Origin of the sequence: Silicimonas algicola (assembly GCF_003970735.1) — a bacterium.
Taxonomy (GTDB): domain Bacteria; phylum Pseudomonadota; class Alphaproteobacteria; order Rhodobacterales; family Rhodobacteraceae; genus Silicimonas; species Silicimonas algicola.
In genome coordinates, this window is record NZ_CP034588.1 from 853414 (window position 1) to 874914 (window position 21501).

Annotated in this window: 17 protein-coding genes; 8 read left to right on the plus strand and 9 right to left on the minus strand. The window is 66.3% G+C overall.

Features of this window, described 5'->3' with window-relative positions:
* Positions 1 to 74: 74 nt before the first annotated feature.
* From EF888_RS04385 to EF888_RS04395, 3 genes are all read right to left on the minus strand, one after another.
* Complete coding sequence (locus tag EF888_RS04385) at positions 75 to 629, minus strand: DUF2314 domain-containing protein (protein WP_164721566.1); 555 nt, start codon at positions 627 to 629, stop codon at positions 75 to 77.
* A 118-nt stretch (positions 630 to 747) separates the two neighbouring features.
* Positions 748 to 4188: a pyruvate carboxylase gene (locus EF888_RS04390; RefSeq protein ID WP_109757623.1), complete on the minus strand. Its 3441-nt coding sequence runs from the start codon at positions 4186 to 4188 to the stop codon at positions 748 to 750.
* Between the two features lie 79 nt (positions 4189 to 4267).
* Positions 4268 to 5434, minus strand: coding sequence for an alpha-hydroxy acid oxidase (locus EF888_RS04395; RefSeq protein WP_109757624.1), 1167 nt, complete (start codon positions 5432 to 5434; stop codon positions 4268 to 4270).
* 173 nt (positions 5435 to 5607) lie between these two features.
* Between EF888_RS04395 and EF888_RS04400 the strand changes: the two genes are divergently transcribed.
* Together EF888_RS04400 and EF888_RS04405 are read left to right on the plus strand one after the other, a co-directional pair.
* Positions 5608 to 6270 (plus strand): VPLPA-CTERM sorting domain-containing protein, encoded by a 663-nt coding sequence (locus EF888_RS04400; RefSeq protein WP_109757625.1) that lies wholly within the window; start codon positions 5608 to 5610, stop codon positions 6268 to 6270.
* 114 nt (positions 6271 to 6384) lie between these two features.
* Positions 6385 to 8727, plus strand: coding sequence for an ATP-dependent helicase (locus EF888_RS04405; RefSeq protein ID WP_109757626.1), 2343 nt, complete (start codon positions 6385 to 6387; stop codon positions 8725 to 8727).
* A gap of 78 nt (positions 8728 to 8805) precedes the next feature.
* Here EF888_RS04405 and EF888_RS04410 read toward each other — a convergent pair whose 3' ends face one another.
* Both EF888_RS04410 and EF888_RS04415 read right to left on the minus strand, forming a co-directional pair.
* Positions 8806 to 10050, minus strand: a complete 1245-nt coding sequence (locus EF888_RS04410) for an aminopeptidase (protein WP_109757627.1) — start codon at positions 10048 to 10050, stop codon at positions 8806 to 8808.
* 111 nt (positions 10051 to 10161) lie between these two features.
* Positions 10162 to 10500: a DUF6280 family protein gene (locus EF888_RS04415; RefSeq protein WP_109757628.1), complete on the minus strand. Its 339-nt coding sequence runs from the start codon at positions 10498 to 10500 to the stop codon at positions 10162 to 10164.
* Positions 10501 to 10718: 218 nt separating this feature from the next.
* Here EF888_RS04415 and efp point away from each other — a divergent pair, with 218 nt between their 5' ends.
* Positions 10719 to 11282 (plus strand): elongation factor P, encoded by a 564-nt coding sequence (efp, locus tag EF888_RS04420; RefSeq protein WP_109757629.1) that lies wholly within the window; start codon positions 10719 to 10721, stop codon positions 11280 to 11282.
* A 55-nt stretch (positions 11283 to 11337) separates the two neighbouring features.
* On the opposite strand, the gene EF888_RS04425 is transcribed toward efp, so the two are convergent.
* From EF888_RS04425 to EF888_RS04440, 4 genes are all read right to left on the minus strand, one after another.
* Positions 11338 to 12480, minus strand: a complete 1143-nt coding sequence (locus EF888_RS04425; RefSeq protein ID WP_206508423.1) for a M23 family metallopeptidase — start codon at positions 12478 to 12480, stop codon at positions 11338 to 11340.
* A gap of 56 nt (positions 12481 to 12536) precedes the next feature.
* Positions 12537 to 13172, minus strand: a complete 636-nt coding sequence (locus tag EF888_RS04430; protein WP_420902656.1) for a protein-L-isoaspartate(D-aspartate) O-methyltransferase — start codon at positions 13170 to 13172, stop codon at positions 12537 to 12539.
* A complete protein-coding gene (gene surE / locus EF888_RS04435; RefSeq protein ID WP_109757631.1) occupies positions 13172 to 13960 on the minus strand; it encodes a 5'/3'-nucleotidase SurE in 789 nt (262 codons plus the stop codon). Before surE ends, EF888_RS04430 begins: the two co-directional genes overlap by 1 nt.
* Before the next feature lie 96 nt (positions 13961 to 14056).
* Positions 14057 to 14701 carry an SDR family NAD(P)-dependent oxidoreductase gene (locus EF888_RS04440; protein ID WP_109757632.1) on the minus strand — a complete coding sequence of 215 codons (645 nt, stop codon included), beginning with the start codon at positions 14699 to 14701 and terminating at the stop codon, positions 14057 to 14059.
* 127 nt (positions 14702 to 14828) lie between these two features.
* On the opposite strand from EF888_RS04440, the gene EF888_RS04445 reads away from it, so the two are divergent.
* The 5 genes from EF888_RS04445 (at position 14829) to EF888_RS04465 (ending at position 21499) form a co-directional block, all read left to right on the plus strand.
* The gene (locus EF888_RS04445) at positions 14829 to 16970 is read left to right on the plus strand and encodes a thiamine pyrophosphate-dependent enzyme (RefSeq protein ID WP_109757633.1); all 2142 of its coding nucleotides are present in this window, start codon (positions 14829 to 14831) and stop codon (positions 16968 to 16970) included.
* Positions 16967 to 18451 carry an indolepyruvate oxidoreductase subunit beta family protein gene (locus EF888_RS04450; protein ID WP_109757634.1) on the plus strand — a complete coding sequence of 495 codons (1485 nt, stop codon included), beginning with the start codon at positions 16967 to 16969 and terminating at the stop codon, positions 18449 to 18451. Before EF888_RS04445 ends, EF888_RS04450 begins: the two co-directional genes overlap by 4 nt.
* 138 nt (positions 18452 to 18589) lie before the next feature.
* The gene (locus tag EF888_RS04455; RefSeq protein ID WP_109757635.1) at positions 18590 to 19627 is read left to right on the plus strand and encodes a TRAP transporter substrate-binding protein; all 1038 of its coding nucleotides are present in this window, start codon (positions 18590 to 18592) and stop codon (positions 19625 to 19627) included.
* Position 19628: 1 nt separating this feature from the next.
* Positions 19629 to 20144: a TRAP transporter small permease gene (locus EF888_RS04460; RefSeq protein WP_109757964.1), complete on the plus strand. Its 516-nt coding sequence runs from the start codon at positions 19629 to 19631 to the stop codon at positions 20142 to 20144.
* Positions 20144 to 21499 carry a TRAP transporter large permease gene (locus tag EF888_RS04465; RefSeq protein WP_420902657.1) on the plus strand — a complete coding sequence of 452 codons (1356 nt, stop codon included), beginning with the start codon at positions 20144 to 20146 and terminating at the stop codon, positions 21497 to 21499. Before EF888_RS04460 ends, EF888_RS04465 begins: the two co-directional genes overlap by 1 nt.
* The last annotated feature ends 2 nt before the right edge of the window (positions 21500 to 21501 follow it).

Consider the following 21501-nt stretch of genomic DNA (forward strand, 5'->3'; position numbering starts at 1 on the left):
CCGTGGCGGGAGATATAAACTCCGGGCACGCGCTGCAAGCGAAAAAGCCGGCGTGGTCCCAGATTTTCGGCGGCTTACCAATCTGCAGGGGCGGGACTGTCGGAGAGGATCGCGGCGATGCGCGCGGCCTGATCGGGCGCCATCGCGTTCAGGACGAGGCGTGTGGTGAAGTTGCCGTACATCCGCCCGTCCGCGCCCGTGAAGGACCAGTCGCGCACATCCTCGGCATTAAAGCGCACCAGGTCGCCCTGGCGTATGCGCAGCGCCGGGGCGGGCGCCGCTGCCAGCGTTCCCATCAGGAGGTCCCCGCGCCGAGCGAAGGGCGTGATCCAGACGATGCTGCCCGCGCCTGTGCGTTCGTCGCGAAGGGCGACCTTGAGGGCCGCGCCATTGCGCGCGATCCCGCGGTCGTCGAGGACCGCTTCGAAGAAGCGGTCGAGATGCGCGCGGGCCTGAAGCTGGGCGAGCGTGATGTCGAGGGCACTGGAGGACCGCGTCTCCGGTCCGGTCGCGCCCCCTGTGCGAGCGGCCGCGGCGCCGAGGTCCGGCAACGCGTTGGCCGCGACGAAAGCGGCGGCGAGGATGGCAAGGCCGGCGAGGCGGCCGCGACGTTTCCAGCTCAAGTCCATGACCGGAGCATTCCGTCGGATTGTGGCGTGAGAACCGCGGAACTTGGGCATTCCTGCGGTCTAGCCGCAGGCGGTTACCGAAAGGTTAACGCGTGTCGCCGATCCTCGGCCGTGCGGTCTACTCCAGTTCCACCAATAGGTCCTTCGCGTCGATCTGGGCGCCCGGCGAGACATGGATGGCCTTCACACGAGCGTCGCGGTCGGCATGAAGGCCGGTTTCCATCTTCATCGCCTCGATGGTCAACATCAGGTCGCCCGCCTTCACCTCTCCGCCGGCCTGGATCGCGACCGAGGCGACGACACCGGGCATCGGCGCACCGATGTGGTTCTCGTTGCCGGGCTCGGCTTTGGGGCGCAGCGCGGCGGCCTTGCCGGAGGAGCGGTCGGCGATGCGCACGGTGCGTGGCTGGCCGTTCAGCTCGAAGAAGACCTTCGCCTCGCCCTCGGCATTGGTCTCGGCGATGGCCTGGCAGCGGATTTCGAGCGTGACGCCGGCGTCGATCTCGGCCGAGATTTCCTCGCCCGGTTCCATGCCGTAGAAGAACGTCCGCGTCGGCAGCGCGCGGACGGGGCCGTAGATGGCGTGACGTTCCAGATAGTCGGTGAAGACCTTGGGATACATCATGTATCCGTTCAGATCCTCATCATCGATCTTCATCTCGAAGCGTTCGGACAGCGCCTTGCGCTCGGCCTCCATGTCGGCGGGCTTGAGGAGCGAGCCGGGACGGACGTCTATCGGCTTTTCGTCCTTCAGGACCTTCTTGACGACGTCCGGGGGAAACCCGCCGTGGGCCTGACCGACGTAGCCTTCCATCAAGGTGATGACGCTGTCGGGGAAGGAGAAGTCGGTGTCCTTCTCCATCAGGTCCTTCGTGGACAGGCCCTGGCTTACGAGCATCAGCGCCAGGTCGCCCACGGTCTTGGCGATGGGCGTGACCTTGATGACGTCGCCGAAGAGCCGGTTCACGTCGGCATAGGTCTCGGCCACCTCGTGCCAGCGGTCCTCGAGCCCCATCGAGCGGGCCTGTGCCTTGAGGTTGGTGAATTGCCCGCCCGGCATCTCGTGCAGGTAGACCTCGGAGGAGGGGGACTGCATCCCCGACTCGAAGGCCGCGTAGTGGTCGCGCACGCTTTCCCAGTAGTTCGAGATCCGCCGGATCGCGCCGATGTCGAGCCCGGTTTCGCGATCGGTGTGCTTCAGCGCCTCGACCAGCGTTCCGATCGTGGCCTGGGACGTGTTGCCCGAGAGCGAGTCCATCGCGCAGTCGACGGCGTCCACGCCCGCGTCCGACGCGGCGAGGATCGAGGCGAGCGCTATGCCAGCCGTGTCGTGGGTGTGGAAGTGGATCGGCAGGCCCACCTCCTCCTTCAGCGCCTTGACGAGCGCCGTCGCAGCGCGAGGCTTCACGAGGCCGCCCATGTCCTTGAGTCCGAGGATGTGGGTGCCGGCCGCCTTCAGCTCTTTTCCCATGTCGACGTAGTACTTCAGGTCGTACTTCGCGCGGTCGGGGTCGTGGATGTCGCCGGTATAGCAGATGGCGCCCTCCAGCAGCTTGCCGGCGTCGAGCACGGCGTCCATCGAGACGCGCATGTTCTCGACCCAGTTCAGCGGATCGAAGACACGGAAGAGGTCGATGCCGGTTTCTGCAGCCTGCTTCACGAAGGACTGCACGACGTTGTCGGGATAGTTCGTGTAGCCGACGCCGTTCGAGCCGCGCAAAAGCATCTGCGTCATCATGTTCGGCATCCGCGCGCGCAGGTCGCGCAGGCGCTGCCACGGACACTCCTGGAGGAAGCGGTAGGCCACGTCGAAGGTCGCCCCGCCCCAGCATTCGACGCTGAAAAGTTGCGACAGGTCGTGGGCGTAGTTGGGCGCGATCTTGATCATGTCGACTGACCGCATCCGAGTCGCCAGAAGCGATTGAGGCGCATCGCGCATCGTGGTGTCGGTGACAAGAAGACGCGTTTGTTCGGACATCCACCGCGCGACGGCTTCGGGGCCCTCCCTGTCGAGGATCGCCTTGGGACCCGGCTCGGGCGACTTGGTGCCGATTTCGGGCGCGACGGGAAGCTTGAGCCCTTCGCGCGGCAGGGGCCGGCCCGCGACGTCCGGGTGCCCGTTGATAGTCACGTCGGCGATGTAGTTCAGGATGCGCGTCGCCCGGTCGCGGCGGGGGCGGAAGTCGAACAGCTCGGGCGTCTGGTCGATGAATTTCGTGTGGTATTCGTTGTTCAGGAATTGCGGGTGCTTCAGCAGGTTCTCGACGAAGGCGATGTTGGTCGCGACACCCCGGATCCGAAATTCGCGCAGGGCGCGGTCCATCCGCGCAATGGCGGCCTCAGGCGTGGGAGCCCAGGCGGTGACCTTCTCGAGAAGCGAGTCGTAGTAACGCGTGATGACCGCGCCCGAATAAGCCGTGCCGCCGTCGAGCCGGATGCCCATGCCGGTCGCACCGCGATAGGCGGTGATGCGGCCATAGTCCGGGATGAAGTTGTTCGAAGGATCCTCGGTGGTGATCCGGCACTGGATGGCATGGCCGTCGAGTTGGACGTCGTACTGCGACGCGACGCCCGTTGCTTCGACCAGCGACTTGCCCTCCGCGATGAGGATCTGCGCGCGGACGATGTCGATGCCCGTCACCTCCTCGGTGACAGTATGCTCGACCTGGATGCGGGGGTTCACCTCGATGAAGAAGAACTCGCCCGTGTCCATGTCCATCAGGAACTCGATGGTGCCGGCGCATTCGTAGTCGACGGCCTCCGCGATCTTCTTGCCCAGGCCGCAGATCTTTTCGCGCTGCGCGGACGAGAGATAGGGGGCGGGCGCGCGTTCCACGACCTTCTGGTTCCGGCGCTGGACCGAGCAGTCGCGCTCCCAGAGGTGATAGATGTTGCCCTGGTTATCGCCCAGGATCTGAACCTCGACGTGGCGGGCGCGGAGGATCATCTTCTCGAGATAGCCCTCGCCGTTGCCGAAGGCCGCCTCGGCTTCGCGTCGGCCTTCGCGGACTTTCTCCTCCAGTTCCTCGGGCTTCAGGATCGGCCGCATCCCGCGACCGCCGCCGCCCCAGGAGGCCTTGAGCATCATCGGATAGCCGATGGCTTCGGCTTCCTTGCGGATGGCCTTCATGTCGTCGCCGAGGACCTCGGTCGCCGGGATGACGGGAACGCCCGCCTTGATCGCCACCTTCCGCGCGCTGGCCTTGTCGCCGAGGGCGCGCATCGTGTCGGCCTTGGGGCCGATGAAGGCGATGCCGGCGGCGTCGCAGGCGGCGACCAAGGCCGGGTTCTCGGAGAGAAGGCCATAGCCCGGATGGATCGCATCGGCGCCGCAGTCCTTCGCGACGCGGATGATCTCGTCTATGGAGAGGTAGGCGGCCACCGGCCCCAGGCCCTTGCCGATCTGATAGGCCTCGTCCGACTTGAAGCGGTGGAGCGACAGCTTGTCCTCTTCGGCGTAGACCGCGACGGTGCGCTTCCCGAGTTCATTCGCCGCGCGCATGACGCGAATGGCGATCTCTCCCCGGTTGGCGATCAGGATCTTCTTGAATTCGGCCATCGTCACGCCTCCGTTTCGCACCCGCAGCAAATTCGTAGCGGGCGCAGCATCGGGGAGCAAGTACCGTCGCCGGCGGTGTCTAGGGCGTCGGACCTGTCGCGAAGGGATCGGGGTCGACAAGCCGCGCGCTCAGGTCGCTCAGGTCGCGGGCGCCGATTTGCGCCATGCAGGACCTCATGTCGTCCGAGAGAATGTGGATCAGGTGCGGCGGTCCCGCCTCGCCAAGTGCTCCGACCGAATAGTGGAACGCCCGCCCCAGCATCACGAAGTCCGCTCCGAGCGCCAGCGCGCGCAGGATGTCGAGGCCGCCGGTGACGCCGGAGTCGAAGACGATCGGGATATCGGGAAGCGCTGCACGGATCGCGGGCAGACACTCGATCGACGCCGGTCCGCCGTCGAACTGGCGGCCCGTGTGGTTCGAAACCCAGATCCCGTCCACGCCTTGGGCGACAAGACGGATGGCGTCGGCCGGGCGCTGGATGCCCTTGACCAGGATCGGGCCATCCCAGATCGCGCGGATCTCGTCGATGGACTCCCAGGCGGGCTGTCCCCGGATGACGTGGCCAGCGTGTGCGACCGAGCTGTAGTCTTCCGACTGCGCCGCATAGTCCTCGCAGAGCTTCAAGCTGGGGATGCCTTCCTTCAGGGTGCCGACGGTCCAGGACGGATGCATCGCCATCGACCACAGCATCCGCGGCGAGACCTTGGGCGGGATGGTCAGGTTCGCGCGCCGCTGACGCTCGCGCCGGCTGTCGTTCGGCACGTCCACGGTGACGATCAGCGTGTGGAAGCCCGCGTCCTTGGCCCGGCGCAGCATGTCGCCGCGAAACTCGGGGTTCTTCGGCATGTAGAGCTGGAACCAGCCCTGGTTGCCGATGGTGGGGGCAAGCTGCTCGGGCACCACGGTCGCGACGGTGGACATGCAATAGGGGATGCCCGCCTCGGCGCAGGCGGCCGACAGGATCTTCTCGGCGCGCGGCCACATGATGCCGGACATGCCGACCGGGGCGCAGCCGAAGGGCAAGGGGTAGTCGCGCCCGAGGAACGACGTCGAGAGGTCATGCGTCATCGCTCCTTCCAGCACCGTGGGCCAGAACCGCACGCGCTTGAACGCGGCCTGGTTGCGGCGGTGCTGATCCTCGACGCCCGTGGCGCTGTCGAGGTACTCGAAGACGAAATGCGGAACCCGGCGGCGGGCGCGCGCGCGAAGGTCCGAAACGGCCGGAAAGCGTGTGTCGAGGGTCATGACGCGGTGTTAGGCGAAATTGGCGGGGAGGGGAAAGGGGGTTCTGACGTTCGCGGCATCCTTCACGTCGCTTGTTGGGGCCCAGCGTGTCGTGGCGTGAAATCGCGGCGGTGCTTCATATCGGGACGGCCCATCTCGTGCTAGGCTGGGACATTGTCTTTTGAGAGGTTGATATGTCGATTTTCCTTCGATCCGCTGCGACAGCCGCCATTGTCCTGAGCGCCAGCACCGCAGACGCCGCCACGTTCCTCTACAGCGCAAGTGTCGACAGCCTGACCCAGAGCGGCACCTCGCCCGGCGATCCGGTCGTGGCGCCTGTCGGCACACCCGGGACCGTCACGCTGTCCATCGACGACAGCGATCCGCTTGCGCCGCTGTTCGACCCCGGCCCGATCTCGGGTGTATTCACGGCAAGCGTGTCCGTTCCTGGATATTTCTCGGGCGAGGCGGTCTTTGTCGATTTCCTGTCGAGCTTCACTGCGACGGCCGACTATCTGCAGTTCACGACCCACGGCGACACCTCATATGTCGATATAGGCTCGTTCCCCATCACGGTGCCGGACGGCTATCACAGCTTCCGCGTCGACTACGGCGCACCTCTCGTCGCCGCGCCGGTCACCGTCGGCGATGTCGTGGCGGCGCTGTCGGCCCCCGGTGCGAGCGGTTTCTTCCGGCACGAGATCGTGCTGGTGGACGAGGAAAACGACCGGATCGCCACGGGGCAGACGACTGTCGCGTTCTCGGACGAAGACATGCCCGAGGTGCCCTTGCCGGCCGCTGGCTGGATGCTTATTGCGGGTCTGCTCGCCCTGCCTGCGGTCGCAAGGCGACGATAGGCTACGCAGGACACCGGCCCCCACCTGAACGCTTTCGAAGCGGCATCGGCGAAAAGGCGGAACAAACAGGAAACGTCTCTTTAACCTCTTTCGGTCTCGGGCTATGTTCGGGGGATGACTTGGGGCGAGGAATCTGACTTCCCGGACCGGATGCCGTTGTCGCAGCAAGCGCTGGCGGCGCGCGGTGTGCCGTATCTCGACGACCTGAACCCCGCACAGCGCGAGGCGGTCGAGGCGCTGGACGGGCCGGTTCTGATGCTTGCAGGCGCGGGCACAGGCAAGACGAAGGCGCTGACGACGCGGATCGCGCATCTGCTGAACACGGGGCGCGCGAGACCGAACGAGATTCTTGCCGTGACCTTCACCAACAAGGCCGCGCGCGAGATGAAGGAGCGCGTGGCGCGCCTTCTGGGCCAGACGGTCGAAGGGATGCCCTGGATGGGCACCTTTCACTCGATCTGCGTCAAGCTCCTTCGCCGCCATGCCGAACTGGTCGGACTGAAGACCAATTTCACCATCCTCGACACCGATGACCAGGTGCGGCTTCTGAAGCAGCTCGTCGTCGCCGCCGACATCGACGAGAAACGCTGGCCCGCACGGCAGCTGGCGCATCTGATCGACAACTGGAAAAACCGAGCGTGGACCCCGGACAAGGTGCCTGCGGCAGAGGGCTCGGCCTTCAACCATCGCGGCGTCGAGCTTTACGCGGCTTATCAGGATCGGCTGAAGACGCTGAACGCCGTGGATTTCGGCGACCTTCTCCTGCACGTCGTGACGATCTTCCAGACCCACGAGGACGTCCTCGCGCAGTATCAGCGCTGGTTTCGGTTCATCCTCGTCGACGAGTACCAGGACACCAACGTCGCGCAGTATCTCTGGCTGCGGCTTCTCGCGCAGAGGCACCGCAACATCTGCTGCGTGGGCGACGACGACCAGTCGATCTACGGCTGGCGCGGCGCCGAGGTGGGCAACATCCTGCGGTTCGAAAAGGATTTTCCCGGCGCCAAGGTCGTGCGGCTGGAGCAGAACTATCGCTCGACGCCGCATATCCTGGCCGCTGCATCGGGCGTGATCGCGGCGAACCGGGACCGTCTGGGCAAGACGCTTTTCACCGACGCGACCGAGGGCGAAAAGGTGCGCCTGATCGGCCATTGGGACGGCGAGGAAGAGGCTCGCTGGATCGGCGAGGAGATCGAGTCGGCGCAGCAGGGCACACGCGGGATGCGGCCGTTCGCGCTGAACGACATGGCCATCCTCGTGCGCGCCTCGCACCAGATGCGGGCCTTCGAGGACCGCTTCCTGACCATCGGTCTGCCCTACCGCGTCATCGGCGGACCGCGCTTCTACGAGCGGCTCGAGATCCGGGACGCGATGGCCTATTTTCGCGTCTCCGTCAGCCCCGACGACGACCTGGCGTTCGAGCGGATCGTCAACACGCCGAAGCGGGGCCTCGGCGACAAGGCGCAGCAAAAGATGCAGCGCGCGGCGCGGGACAATGGCGTGTCGCTGGTCGAGGGGGCGAAGATCCTGCTGGACGAGGGCGGGCTGACCGGCAAGGGCGCGGCGGAGCTGAAGGCGCTTCTGGGCGGCATCGGGCGCTGGCACGGCCGCGCGCTGGACGCGCGGCAGAACCACGTCGAGCTGGCGCAGCAGATCCTCGAGGAGTCGGGCTACACCGAGATGTGGCAGAACGACAAGACGCCCGAGGCACCGGGCCGTCTCGAGAATCTCAAGGAGCTGGTCAAGGCCTTGGAGCAGTTCGAGAATCTGCAAGGGTTCCTCGAGCACGTCGCCCTCATCATGGACAACAGCTCGGAGGAATCCGAGGACAAGGTGTCGATCATGACGCTTCATGCCGCCAAGGGGTTGGAGTTTCCCGTCGTCTTCCTGCCGGGGTGGGAGGACGGGCTTTTTCCGTCGCAGCGGTCGATGGACGAAAGCGGCGTGAAGGGGCTCGAGGAGGAGCGGCGGCTGGCCTATGTCGGGCTGACGCGCGCCGAGGAACTGGCGACGGTCAGCTTCGCGGGCAACCGGCTGGTGTTCGGCCAGTGGAACTCGTCGCTGCCCTCGCGCTTCATCGACGAGCTGCCGCCCGAGCATATCGAAGTGCTGACGCCGCCCGGACTTTACGGCGGCCAGCAGCAGGTGGAATCGGATCTCGTGAACCGCGCCAGCCGTGCGGACGTCTATAATTCTCCGGGCTGGAAGCGGCTGCAGAGCCGGTCGCAGACCCGTGGCATGGCGCAGCCGCGCGAGGCGCGGGACATGGTCATCGACGCCACGGCCCTGTCCTCCTTCGTCGAGGGCGACCGCGTCTTCCACCAGAAGTTCGGCTATGGCGAGGTCATCGCCATCGAGGGCGACAAGCTGGACATCTCGTTCGACAAGGCGGGCTTCAAGAAGGTCGTAGCCCGCTTCGTGACGGCGGCCGAAGCGGCGGGCGACGTGCCGTTCTGAGAGGTCGGCAGAGCGTCGGCATCCTGTCGGCAAAGCGTATGGCACGTCATGGGGCGGCCAGACCTCCCTTGCCGAGGTTTACGCCCAGTTTCCGCCCCGGAAGACCGGCACCCTTTCGCCCGCCACCGTGATGCCGTCGATGTCGGTGTCCGGCGCGCCGATCATCCAATCGACGTGGATGAGGCTGGAGTTTCCGCCGAGCGCCGCGACCTCGTCGTCCGACAGTCCCTTGGTGCCTCCGAGGCAGTCCTTGTAGCACTGGCCGAGTGCTATGTGGCTGGCTGCGTTCTCGTCGAAGAGCGTGTTGTAGAACAGCACGCCCGACTCCGAGATCGGCGAGGCGTAGGGCACGAGCGCGACCTCGCCCAGGCGCCGCGCACCCTCGTCGGTGTCGATGAGCTTGAGGAAGACCTCCTCGCCCCGCGTGGCCTTCGCCTCGACGATGCGACCGGCTTCGAAGCGCACCTCGATGCCTTCGATCAGGGTGCCCTGGTGGGCGAGCGGCTTGGAGGCGCGGACCGTGCCGTCGACGCGGTCCTTGTGCGGGGTCGTGAAGACCTCTTCCGTCGGGATGTTGGGGTTGCAGACGACGCCGTTTTTCGCTTCGGAGGCCCCGCCCATCCAGATGTGCCGGTCGCCGAGACCGACCGTCAGGTCGGTTCCCGAGGAGCGGAAATGCAGCGCGTGGAAGGCCTGGCCGTTGAGCCAGTCGCGGCGCGCGGCGAGTTCGGCGTTGTGCGCGACCCAGGCGCCGGCTGGATCGTCGCGGTCGACGCGCGAGGCGGCGAAGATCGCCTCGGCCAGCCTCGCCTGCGCCGCATCGGCGTCGAGGTCGGGGAAGACGAGTTGCGCCCAGGCCCGACCGGGATAGGCGGAGATGTTCCAGTTGATGTCGAAGCCCGAGATCTTCTCGAGGGCGGGCTTGTAGGCGACGGAGTTCGCCTTCGAGGCACGCGCGACCTTGCCTGCGTCCATGTCGGACAGCGCCATCGGGTTGTCGGCGACGATGGCGAGACGCGCGGCGTTGTTGCCGTAGGCCTTGGCCATGCCCTCGTAGAGCCAGGACGGGGCACGGTCGAAGGTGTCGTCGTGGCCGTGGCGATAGCGCGCCCGCGTGATCTCTTCGTCGGACAGGAGCGCCGTGACGAGCCCGGCACCCGCCTTGTAGGCTTCGGCCGTCACGCGGCGCACCAGGGGAAGGGCTTCCGCCGAGGCGGTGACCACGAGGTCCTGCCCGGGCTGGAGGTTCAGGCCGGTGCGGACCACGACCTGTGCGAGACGGTCGAGGGACGCGGTGTCGAAGGGGAGGGCGGTGTCGGTCATGGCGGTCCTTTCGGGCTGTCCGACTGACTTAAGCGCGACCGCTTCTGGACGAAAGGCCAAACAAAAAACGCGCCCCGAAGGGCGCGTGATCTGAATAACGCAACGGATGCGTCAGGCGGCGCGACGAGCTTCCTCGGCCGCGGCGGCCTCGGCTGCGTGGCGACGCTCGCTTTCTTCGCGCGACAGCGCGACGGACGTGCGGACACCCTTGCCCACGAATTCCATCAGGCCCTTGACGACGCGCTCGTTCGGGTCGATCCCGGCACAGGACAACACTTCGCGCCCATCCCGCGACCGCGCCCAGCGGGCGATCTGGTCGGGACCGTTACCATATTTCTTGTCATCGGCGATGGCATCGTCGAGAGCGGCAAGCACAACGGCAGCGAAGAGTTTCCGCGCCCGGTTGCCCTGCTCGTGATTAAAAGCCGTGCCGTCCACAAAATCTGCCATGCTGTGTCCTATTTTTGTTGCTCTTACCGCATCTGACTGGCGTGCCGCCCCTTATGACGGTTTCACGACAGCATTTGTTTGTCTATTTCGGAATGACTGCTATGCGTCCAGCGCATGGCCAGCCTTCCTCGGGTGGGATTTTGGGCCGCTTGCAGCCCCACTGACGCTGGAATATAGGGTCTCGGACCACTGAATCAACAAAAACATCGGTTCACTTCATGCCAAAGATCAACGGGAACGAGATCCGCCCGAGCAACATCCTCGAGCATCAGGGCGGCCTCTGGGTTGCCGTGAAGGTCGATCACGTCAAGCCAGGCAAAGGCGGCGCCTTCGCCCAGGTCGAGATGAAGAACATCCGCACGGGCACAAAGCTGAACGAGCGGTTCCGTTCGGCCGACAAGGTCGAGCGGGTCCGGCTCGAGCAGAAGGACCAGCAATTTCTCTACGAATCGGACGGGATGCTGGTGTTCATGGACACCGACACCTACGAGCAGGTCGAAATCCCGGCCGACATCCTGGGCGAGCGGCGGCCGTTTCTTCAAGACGGGATGACGGTGGTGGTCGAATACTATGACGCCGAGGCCCTTTCGGCGCAGTTGCCCCAGAAGGTGACCTGCACGGTGACCGAGACCGAGCCTGTGGTGAAGGGCCAGACGGCGGCGAACAGCTTCAAGCCGGCGATGCTGGACAACGGTGTGCGCGTGATGATCCCCCCCTTCGTCGGCGAAGGCGAGAAGATCATCGTGAACACCGAGACGATGGAATATTCCGAGCGCGCCTGAGCCGACCGGATCGTAACGAAGGGCCGGGAAGGGACGCCTTCCCGGCCCTTTTTTGTCACTTCAGGTAGGGATCGGGATCGACGCTTTCGAAACCCTCGCGCACCTCGAAGTGCAGGAACGGCGGGTTGGCCCCGCGAACGACGGCGATCTTCTGCCCGCGCTGAACCGTGTCGCCTTTCTTCACCGCGATGTCGTCCACCCCGGCATAGACCGTCAGGAGGTTGTTCTCGTGCCGAAGGACAAGGATCGGCACCTGGTCGGTGTCGCGCGTGATCGCGGCGACCGTTCCGCCATCGGCGGCGACCACGTTGGCGCCGGCCGCGGCCGAGATGCCGATGCCCTCGTTCTTGCCCTTCTCGAAGGGCCGGATGATCCTGCCCTGCACGGGCATCCGCAGCCGCGAGGTGTCGGAGGCGACGGTTTGCTGGGTGGCGACCGGCGTCCGGACCGGAGCGGGAGCGGCGGCGGCCGCGACGGGGCGCGCATCTTCTTTCGGCAGGGGCTGTGCGGCCGAAGGGGGGAGCGGGGTCGGTGACCCGACGCCCGGTGTCGCGACCGAGGCCACCTCGATGGTGTCGATCGAGGCGGTTCGGGTCGGGATCAGGACGTACTGGCCGACGCGGAGCGCGAGGTCGGGGCCGAGCCCGTTCCACTCGGCCAGCGAGGCGACCGGGACGTCGTAGAGACGCGCGATCGAGAAGGCTGTCTCTCCCGGCGCGACCTGGTGCCGTGTCGGTTGACCGCCTGCCACCCCAGCCGGCAGCCCGGCCTGACCTTCGGCGCGGTCGATGGCGCTGCCGGCGATGGTGGTGACATCGAGGCTTCCGGGTCCGCCCGCCGCCGGTTCGCTGACCCGGCGCGGAAGCGCCACGATCTCGCCGTCCCGCAAGGTCACGCCCTGTGGAAGGGCGTTGTAGCTTGCGATCTCGGCGGCTGGCAGGCCGACCCTCGCCGCCACGCTTTCGACCGTGTCGCCGCGTCGCGCCACGGCGACCTGGTAGCCCGGATAGGAGACCACGCCGCGTGCGTCGGGAGCCGGCCTTTCGCCGGTGACGTTCTGCACCGCGTCCGAAGTATCGAGAACCCCGGCGTTGCCCCTGAGATCGAAGTCGAAGTTTCCGGCATTGTCGCAGGCCGTCAGCGCCAGGGCGCCGACCGCCAGAACGGTCAGCCGCACCGGGAAAGCCATTTTGGTCATATGCTCGCTCCTCACCACCACTCGGGCCCTCTTGCGGGGTCCCTTCGTACCGGCCGTCATTCCGGCCCCATACCCTCGACGAGGGGGACGAACCGAACCTGCCGAAGCTCCTCGTATTCGAAGCCCGTCTCGGTCCGGGTCACCTTTATCAGCGCCTGCACGGCATCCGACTGTCCAACCGGCAGTACCATGATACCGCCAGTTTTCAACTCTGCCAACAAGGGAGCGGGCGGATCCTCGGCGGCGGCCGTAATCATGATGCGGTCGAAGGGGGCCTGATCCTCGAGCCCTCGCGTACCATCGGCGGGAAAGGCGGTGATGTTGACGAGCCCGAGGCGGTGGAAGACCTCCTGCGCTTCGGCCACCAGCCGCTTGTGCCGGTCGACCGTATAGACCCGGCGGGCCAGAAGCGACAGGATCGCGGCCTGGTAGCCCGAGCCGGTGCCGATCTCGAGAACCTTGTGGCGCGGCTCGACCTTCAGGGCCTGCGTCATCAGGCCGACGACCGAGGGCTGGCTGATGGTCTGCCCGCAGGCGATCGGCAGAGGCATGTCTTCGTAGGCGCGGTCGGCGAAGAGACCCTTCACGAAGGCGCCCCGGTCGATCTTCTCCATCGCCTCGAGCACGCGCGTGTCCCGGACGCCGCTTTGCCGCAGGGCGAAGACGAGCTGCATCCGCTGCTCGTCGGTCATCATCCGTCGAACCGGCCGCGAAGGTCGGCGATCAGGTCGTAGGCCGTGAGGTCGGCACGAAGCGGCGTGACCGAGATGTAGCCGTCTATGTTTGCGGTGACGTCGGTGCCTTCGCCCGTCGGGTGGTGCTGGGGTCCGCCGCGCACCCAGAGGAACATACGGCCCGAGGGAGACAGGTGCGGCTCGACGCCCATTGTGGTCTTGTCGCGCCAGCCTTGCGTCGTGATGCGGATGTCCCTGGTCTCGTCCGCCGTGCAGGGCGGGAAGTTGACGTTGTAGAAGACCTGGTAGCCGCGGGTTTCCCATATTCCCTGGTCGAGGATCGCGCGCACCGTCCGCACGCCGTGAACTGCGGCGGATTCGAAGGGATTGTCGAGGGACGCGTTGCCGGGCCCGTAGAACTGCGACAGGGCGATGGAGGGGATGCCTTGAAGCGCGCCTTCCATCGCACCGCCGATGGTGCCGGAATAGAGCACGTTCTCGGCGGCGTTGTTGCCGCGGTTCACGCCCGAAAGGATCAGGTCCGGCTTCGTGTCCTTCAGCACCTCGTGGATGCCGGCGAGGACGCAGTCGGCGGGAGATCCCTCGGCGGCATAGCGACGCTCGCCGAATTTCGACAGCATCGTGGGATGGGTGTAGCTGATGCAGTGGCCGACCCCCGACTGCTCGAAGGCCGGCGCCACGGTCCAGACTTCGCCGTCGGGACCAGAGACCTCGTGCGCGATGGCAGCGAGGGTCTCGAGCCCCGGAGCGTTGATGCCGTCGTCGTTCGTGATGAGAATGCGCATGTTTTCCGCGCCCCTTGAGCCTGTCAGCCCCTGATTAGGCGAGGGGGCACTGGGGGGCAAGGTCGAGACCTTGCGTATTTCAGGCAAGATGAAGCGTCAGAGCTGCGCGAGGATGGCGCGGGCCACGTCGCCGGGCTGTGTGAGCGACGCGCGGTCCTCGCCCGGGAAGAAACGCGCCCGGGTCGCGGTCGGCATCGGAGGCGGCGATGCGATGACGACGCGCGGTCCGGCGGAGGTCGCCTCGGCCTGCCAGCTTCGCGCCAGCGCGATCTGGGCGGCTTTGGTCGCGCCGTAAGCGCCGAAGAACTTCTGCCCCGCGCGAGGATCGTCGAAAAAGAGCGCCGTTCCGCCGTCCGGCGCGGCGCGCAGGAGGGGCGCCAGGAAGGGGATGAGGGTCGCGGTCGCCGTGACGTTGACCGCGACGGACTTCTGCATGTCCTTCGCGTCGACATGATCGGCAGGCGACAGGGGCGCCACATGGACCGCGGCATGGACCCAGAGATCGACGTGGCCCCAGCGGTCGTGGATCGACCGGCAGAGCTCGGCCATCGCCGGGGTCAGAGTAACGTCCATCGGCGCCAGGGTCGCGACACCGCCTTTCGCGCCGATACGGTCGTCTAGCTCTTCGAGGGCGCCCACGGTGCGCGCGACGGCGACGATGTGGTGTTCGGGGGCCAGTGCCTCGGCCAGGGCCGCGCCGAGGCCGCGCGAAGCTCCGGTGATGAGGGCGATGCGCGTCATGGGTCCGTGCTTTGACCGGCGCGCCCCCGGTGGTCAACCCCCTTCGCGGGACGTATCACGGGATTGCCACTTGCTTCACCTGTTGATCGTTGTCACAGTCAACTAACGTGCGAAAGGGGAGGTTCGCTTGGAACGATCCTTCGACCGGGAGATCGAGACGCTCTCCCTCGGGGAGGGCGATGTCTTCCACGGGGAGGGCATCCTTGCCGTGACGAAGGCCCTGCTCCAGTCGGGCGTCTCGTATGTCGGTGGCTACCAGGGCGCGCCCGTATCCCACCTGATCGACGTCATGGTCCAGGCCCGCGGCCTGATGGGCGAACTTGGCGTCCACGTCGAGCCTTGCACCAACGAAGCGAGCGCCGCGGCGATGCTGGGCGCGTCGATCATGTATCCCGTGCGCGGCGCGGTGACGTGGAAGTCCATCGTCGGCACCAATGTCGCGGCCGACGCGCTGTCGAACCTGTCGTCGCCCGGCGTCATGGGCGGCGCGCTGATCGTCATCGGCGAGGACTATGGCGAGGGCGCGAGCGTCATCCAGGAGCGCTCCCATGCCTACGCCATGAAGTCCGCGATCTGGCTGATGGACCCGCGCCCCGACTTGCCGACAATCGTGAAGTGCGTCGAACATGGCTTTCTGCTGTCGGAGGCTTCGAACACGCCTGTCATGCTCGAGATGCGGATCCGGGCCTGCCACGTTCAGGGGAGCTTCGAGACGAAGGATAACGTGGCGCCCAAGGTCTCGATGAAGCAAGTCCTGAAGGAACCTGCTCCGCACAAGTATGACCACCTCGCCCACCCTCCGGTGACCTTCAGCCATGAGAAGCGGAAGTACGAGACGCGGATGCCGGCTGCGCGGAAATACATCCGCGAGGCCGGGTTGAACGAGGTGAGGGGCGGGCGGCACGGCGAGGTCGGGCTGATCGTACAGGGCGGGATTTATAACGCGCTGATCCGCACGTTGCAGGAACTTGGCCTTGCCGACGGCGAGGGCAATTCCGAGATCCCGATGCTGGTGCTGAACGTCGTCTATCCGCTGGTGCCCGAGGAGATCACCGGCTTCGCGGAAGGCAAGTCGGCGCTTCTGGTCGTCGAGGAGGGCCAGCCCGAGTACATCGAGCACGAGGTCGGCACCATCCTGCGGCGCGCGGACCTTCAGGTGAAGCTGTCGGGCAAAGATCGCTTGCCGATGACGGGGGAATATCGGTCGGAGGATATCCTCGCCGGCGTGGCCGGGTTCCTGCGGGATCACATCCCCGCGCTGTCGAACCGGGTTGCCGACGCCGCCTATGCCGAAGAAGTCGCGGATCTGAAGGCGCAGGCGCGCGCGCTGCTGGAGAAGCCGATCCCGCCGCGTCCGCCGGGTTTCTGCACGGGCTGTCCTGAGCGGCCCTTCTTCGCGGCGCTGAAGCTGGCGGAAAAGGACATCGGGAAGGTTCACTATTCCGCCGACATAGGATGCCATGCGCTCGCGACCTTCGCGCCCTTCAACTTCGGCAACTCGATCCTCGGCTATGGCATGAGCCTTGCCTCCAACGCAGGGGTTTCGTCCTTTCAGGAGAGGCCGCCCCTTGCCGTGATGGGAGACGGCGGCTTCTGGCACAACGGGCTTCTCTCGGGCGTCACCTCGCGGCTCCTGAACGGCGGCGACGGCGTCCTCGTCATCATGAAGAACGGCTATACCTCGGCCACGGGCACTCAGGAGCTGGTCTCGTCGCCCTCGCAGGACGAGAAGCTCGCTGCGGCGGAGAAGAGTGCGACGGGCGATGACCGCACCATCGAGGAGGCGCTGAAGGGCGTCGGCGTCAAGTGGCAGCGCACCGTTCACACCTACCGCGTGGGTGAGATGAGGAAGACCCTGATCGACGCTTTCCGAAGTCCATTCAAGGGGTTGAAGGTCATCGTGGCCGAGGGCGAGTGCCAGCTCGAACGCCAGCGCCGCGTCCGGCCTTTGCGCGCCGAGGCGCTGAAACGGGGCGAACGCGTGATGCGCACGCGCTTCGGCGTCGACGAGGATACCTGCACGGGCGACCATTCCTGCATCCGGCTCTCGGGCTGTCCGACGCTGACGGTGAAGGCGTCGTCCGACCCGCTGAAGACCGACCCGGTGGCGCATGTCACGAACGGCTGCGTCGGCTGCGGCCTCTGCGGCGAGAACGCCCATGCCGCGACGCTTTGCCCGTCGTTCTGGCGCGCGGACATCGTGTCGAACCCGAACTGGTGGGACCGCCTGAGAACGCGGCTCGGTCGGCTGGCGGGGGTGCCCGCATGAACGCGATGACCGAAGTGAAGGCGCCGCTGCGGATCCTGATCTATGCGCTTGGTGGCGAGGGCGGGGGCGTCCTGATGAACTGGATCGTCGCCGCCGCGCGCGCTGCGGGACGTCCGGTGCAGGCGACGAGCGTGCCGGGCGTGGCGCAGCGGACGGGGTCCACGACCTACTACATCGAAGTCGCGGAGGCGGGGACGCGGCCGGTCTTCAACCTCGTGCCCATGCCCGGCCGCGTCGATGTGCTGATCGCCAGCGAGTTGGCGGAAGCCGGGCGCGCGCTCGAGGCGGGGTATGTCTCGCCGGGGCTGACGACGCTGATCGCCTCGACCGGGCGGACCTTCACGACGGCCGAGAAGATACAGCTTGGCGACGGGCGCTACCCTTCCGACAGGGTGATCGGCGCGGCGGAAGCCTTGTCGAAGGAGGCGGATCTGCGCGACTTCACCGCGATGGCCGAGGACGAGGGCACCTACATCAGCGCTGTCCTCTTCGGGGCGGCGGCGCGCGCGCTGCCCTGGACCGTCGAGGCGTCGCGCGCGGTCGTCGAGGGCCGGGCGAGCCTTGCGGGCTTCGACCGGGCAGCCGGACCTGGCGACACGGACGGCGTGCCAGAGGACATCGACAAGGGGGCCGACGCGGTCGGGTCGCTGACGACGGACGAGGCGGAGGGCGTGGCGCGTCTTCCCGACCACCTGCGCGGGGTGGCGTCCCTTGGACACGAACGCTGTGCCGACTATCAGGACCAGTCCTACGCGGACCTTTACCTCGAACGCCTTGCGCGCCTGTCGATGGAGGCCGGCGACGATCAGGCGTCCCGCCACGCGCTCTCCGAGGCCGGGCGCCGTCTGGCCCTCTGGATGTGCTACGAGGACATTTCGCGCGTCGCCGACTTGAAGACGCGGCCCGAGCGCTTCGACCGAATCCGGTCCGAGGTCCAGCTGACGCCGGGCCAGCACCTTTCGGTCACCGAATACCTCAAGCCCCGGCTGGAAGAGATCGCGGACGTCCTCCCGACTGGCATGGGGCGACGGCTGCGCGCGCGGGCCGAAGCCGGACGTAGCCTGCCGTTTCTCGGAAAGGGCCGCTATGTCCGCTCGACCGGACCTGTCGGCTTCCGTCTTCTTCGCGCGGTGGCCTGGATCGGACGGTTCAGGAAAGGTTCGCTGCGGTATGCCGAGGAACAGGCCGAGATCGCCGAGTGGATCGACACGATGGTCCTGGCGCTGAAGCAGGATCCTGCCTTCGCCGAGGCCCTGGCCGAGTTGCCGCGCGTCCGGAAAGGATATTCCGACACCGCCCTGCGCGGGCTTCGGGCCTATCGCCTGATCCGCGCGCGGATCGTCGAGCCGGCCCGGATGGCCGGTTTCGGCGCGAACAGTGCCGACCGCCTGCGGGGCGCCATCGCCGCCGCCATGGCGGACGATACACATGCCGCACTCGACGCTTTCCTCGCCCCTGCCGGGGGAGAGGCGGCCGCATGAACACCTTGCCGCGTCACATCTCAAGCCGGGCTGAATACCTTCTCCGGCTTTCGGATTGGCGCTATCTGACAGCGGTCTCTACCGCTACACTTGAACGATACGGCGCGAAGCCGATCGGTTGAACTGGGAGGAATACCAATGAAACGTCGCACTCTGTTCGGTGCTCTCGTCGCGACTGCGGCTGCCGTCGGCTTTGCCGGCACGGCCTCGGCGCAGGAGTTCACCTTCAAGCTGCACCACCTGCTGGGCGCTCAGGCTCCTGCACAGACCAACATGCTGGAGCCCTGGGCGCGGCAGGTCGAGGAGAACTCGGGCGGCCGGGTGAAGATCGAGATCTATCCCGCGATGTCGCTTGGCGGCACCCCGCCCGAACTGGTTCAGCAGGCCCGCGACGGTGTCGTCGACCTGATCTGGACCGTGAACGGCTATACCCCCGGCCAGTTTCCCCGGACTGAGGTGTTCGAGCTTCCGGGCGTCTTCGTCAACGACATCAAGGCCACCAACCTCGCCATGTACGACATGTTCGAGGAAAGCCTGAAGGACGACTACCAGGGGCTCGAGGTCATGTGGCTGCACGTCCACGCGGGCCAGGCCCTGATGACGGTCGACAAGGAGGTCCATTCCCCGGCCGACCTGGCGGGGATGAAGATCCGCATCCCGTCGCGCACCGGCGCCTGGGTGATCGAGGCGCTTGGTGCCTCGCCGATCGCCATGCCCGTGCCGGAAGTGCCGGCTGCACTGTCGAAGAAGGTCGCGGAAGCCACGCTTCTGCCCTGGGAGATCATCCCGCCGCTGAAGCTCTACGAGCAGATCGACTATTTCATCGAGGGCGCAGACCAGACCCGGTTCGGCACCACCACCTTCCAGGTCTCGATGAACAAGACCCGCTGGGACAGCCTGCCCGAGGACATCCAGAAGGCGTTCAGCGACGCATCGGGTCGCGACTGGTGGGCCCAGGTGGCCGACGCCTGGCGCGCTGGCGACGACTTCGGCATCAAGATGGCGACCGACAACGGCAAGACGCACGTCACGCTGACGCCGGAAGAGACGCAGGTCTTCCTCGACACGCTCGAGCCCGTCCAGCAGCGCTGGATCGACGAGGTCTCGAGCAAGGGTCTCGACGGCGCCGGCCTCGTGCAGTCCGCCAAGGACGCAGTCGCGGCCAACTCGCAGTAGCATGAGCGCTGCTCACGCATCCGGGACGAGGCTTCACGGCCTCGTCCTTCGCATATCGACCGCCTGGGCGATCCTGGGCGGGCTCGTCCTGCTGGCCGTGGCGCTGATGAACGTGGCCTCTGTGCTGGGGTTCGCCATCCTGAACCGCTCGTTCGTCGGCGATTTCGAGATGACCGAGGTCGGTGTCGCCATCGCCGCCTTCGCCTTCCTGCCCTACTGCCAGATCGCCGACCTGAACGTCACGGCGGACATCTTCACGGCGCGCGCCTCGCGGTTCTGGCTGTCGGTCTTCTCGCTTCTGGGCGCTATCATCGCCTTGGGCTTCGGCCTGCTTCTGACCTGGCGCATGTACGCCGGCATGATCGACCAGAAGACCTATGACGCCACGACCGCGACGCTTCAGATTCCGCTCTGGCTTGCCTATGCGGGATGTCTTGTTTCTCTGGTCCTTCTCGTCGTTGCGAGCGCCGCGTCGCTGATCGAGGCCGTTCACGCCATGTCGCGCAAGAGGACCTGATGGACCCCATCACGCTTGGCGTCGCAGCCCTCGTCGTCCTCGTTCTCCTGATCGCGATCCGGATTCCCATCGCCTATGCGATGATCCTCGTTGGCGGCGTGGGCATCGTGATGGTCAACGGCCTTCCGATCCTGCTCAGCCAGATGAAGACGCTCGGCTGGGGCATCTTCTCGAATTACGGTCTGTCGGTCGTGCCGATGTTCGTGCTGATGGGTGCGCTCGCATCCCGGGCCGGTCTGAGTCAGGACCTGTTCCGGGGCGCGAATGCCTGGCTCGGCTGGATGCGGGGCGGCACGGCCATGGCCGCCATCGCCGGATGCGCGGGCTTCGGTGCGGTCTGCGGGTCGTCCCTCGCCACGGCTTCGACGATGGGGCGCGTGGCCCTGCCGGAACTGGCGCGCTATCGGTACTCGGGCGCGCTGGCGACGGGGTCGCTTGCCGCCGGGGGCGTCCTGGGGATCCTGATCCCGCCGTCCGTGGTCCTCATCATCTATGCCATCATCGTCGAGGCGAACATCGTGACGATGTTCGCCGCCGCGATGATCCCGGGCCTGCTAGCCGTCGTCCTCTTCATTCTGACCATCGCAGTCTATGTCACGATCTGGCCCGAGGCCGGCCCCGCGCATGACGGTGTCGACCGGGCCGAGTTCCGCGCGGCGACGCTTGGCCTGATCCCGGTCATGGTGATCTTCGGCATCGTTCTCGGCGGCATCTACGGTGGCTACTTCAATCCGACCCCGGCGGCGTCGGTGGGCGTCGTGCTGGTCTGGCTCTACGGCATCGTCAAGCGCACCATCGGCTGGGAGGCCATCAAGGACTCTCTGCGCGAGACGGCGGGCACCACCGGCATGATCTACCTGATCCTGTTCGGCGCGGAACTGATGAAGATCCTGATGAGCCGCATCGGCCTGCCCCAGGCCACGGCGGAGTGGATCCTTCAGTCGGGCTATGCGCCCATGACGGTCATGGTGATCCTCCTGGTGGCGCTGATCCTGCTCGGCTGCCTGATGGACTCGCTCTCGATGATCCTTCTCGTCGTGCCGTTCTTTTGGCCGGTGCTGATCGAACTGAACGGCGGTCTCTACCAGCCGGCCGAGGGCGCGGGCTTCGGCATGTCGACCGAGGATCTGAAGATCTGGTTCGGCATCCTCGCCCTGATCGTCGTGGAACTCGGTCTCATCACGCCGCCCGTGGGGATGAACGTCTTTGTCATCTCGGCGCTCGCCAAGGACATACCGATGTCCGAGACGTTCAAGGGCGTGATGCCATTCTTCCTGGCCGAACTGGTCCGCGTGACGGTGCTGGTGATGTTCCCCGCGCTGACGCTGTGGCTCCCGTCGGTGCTGTCGGGCTGATA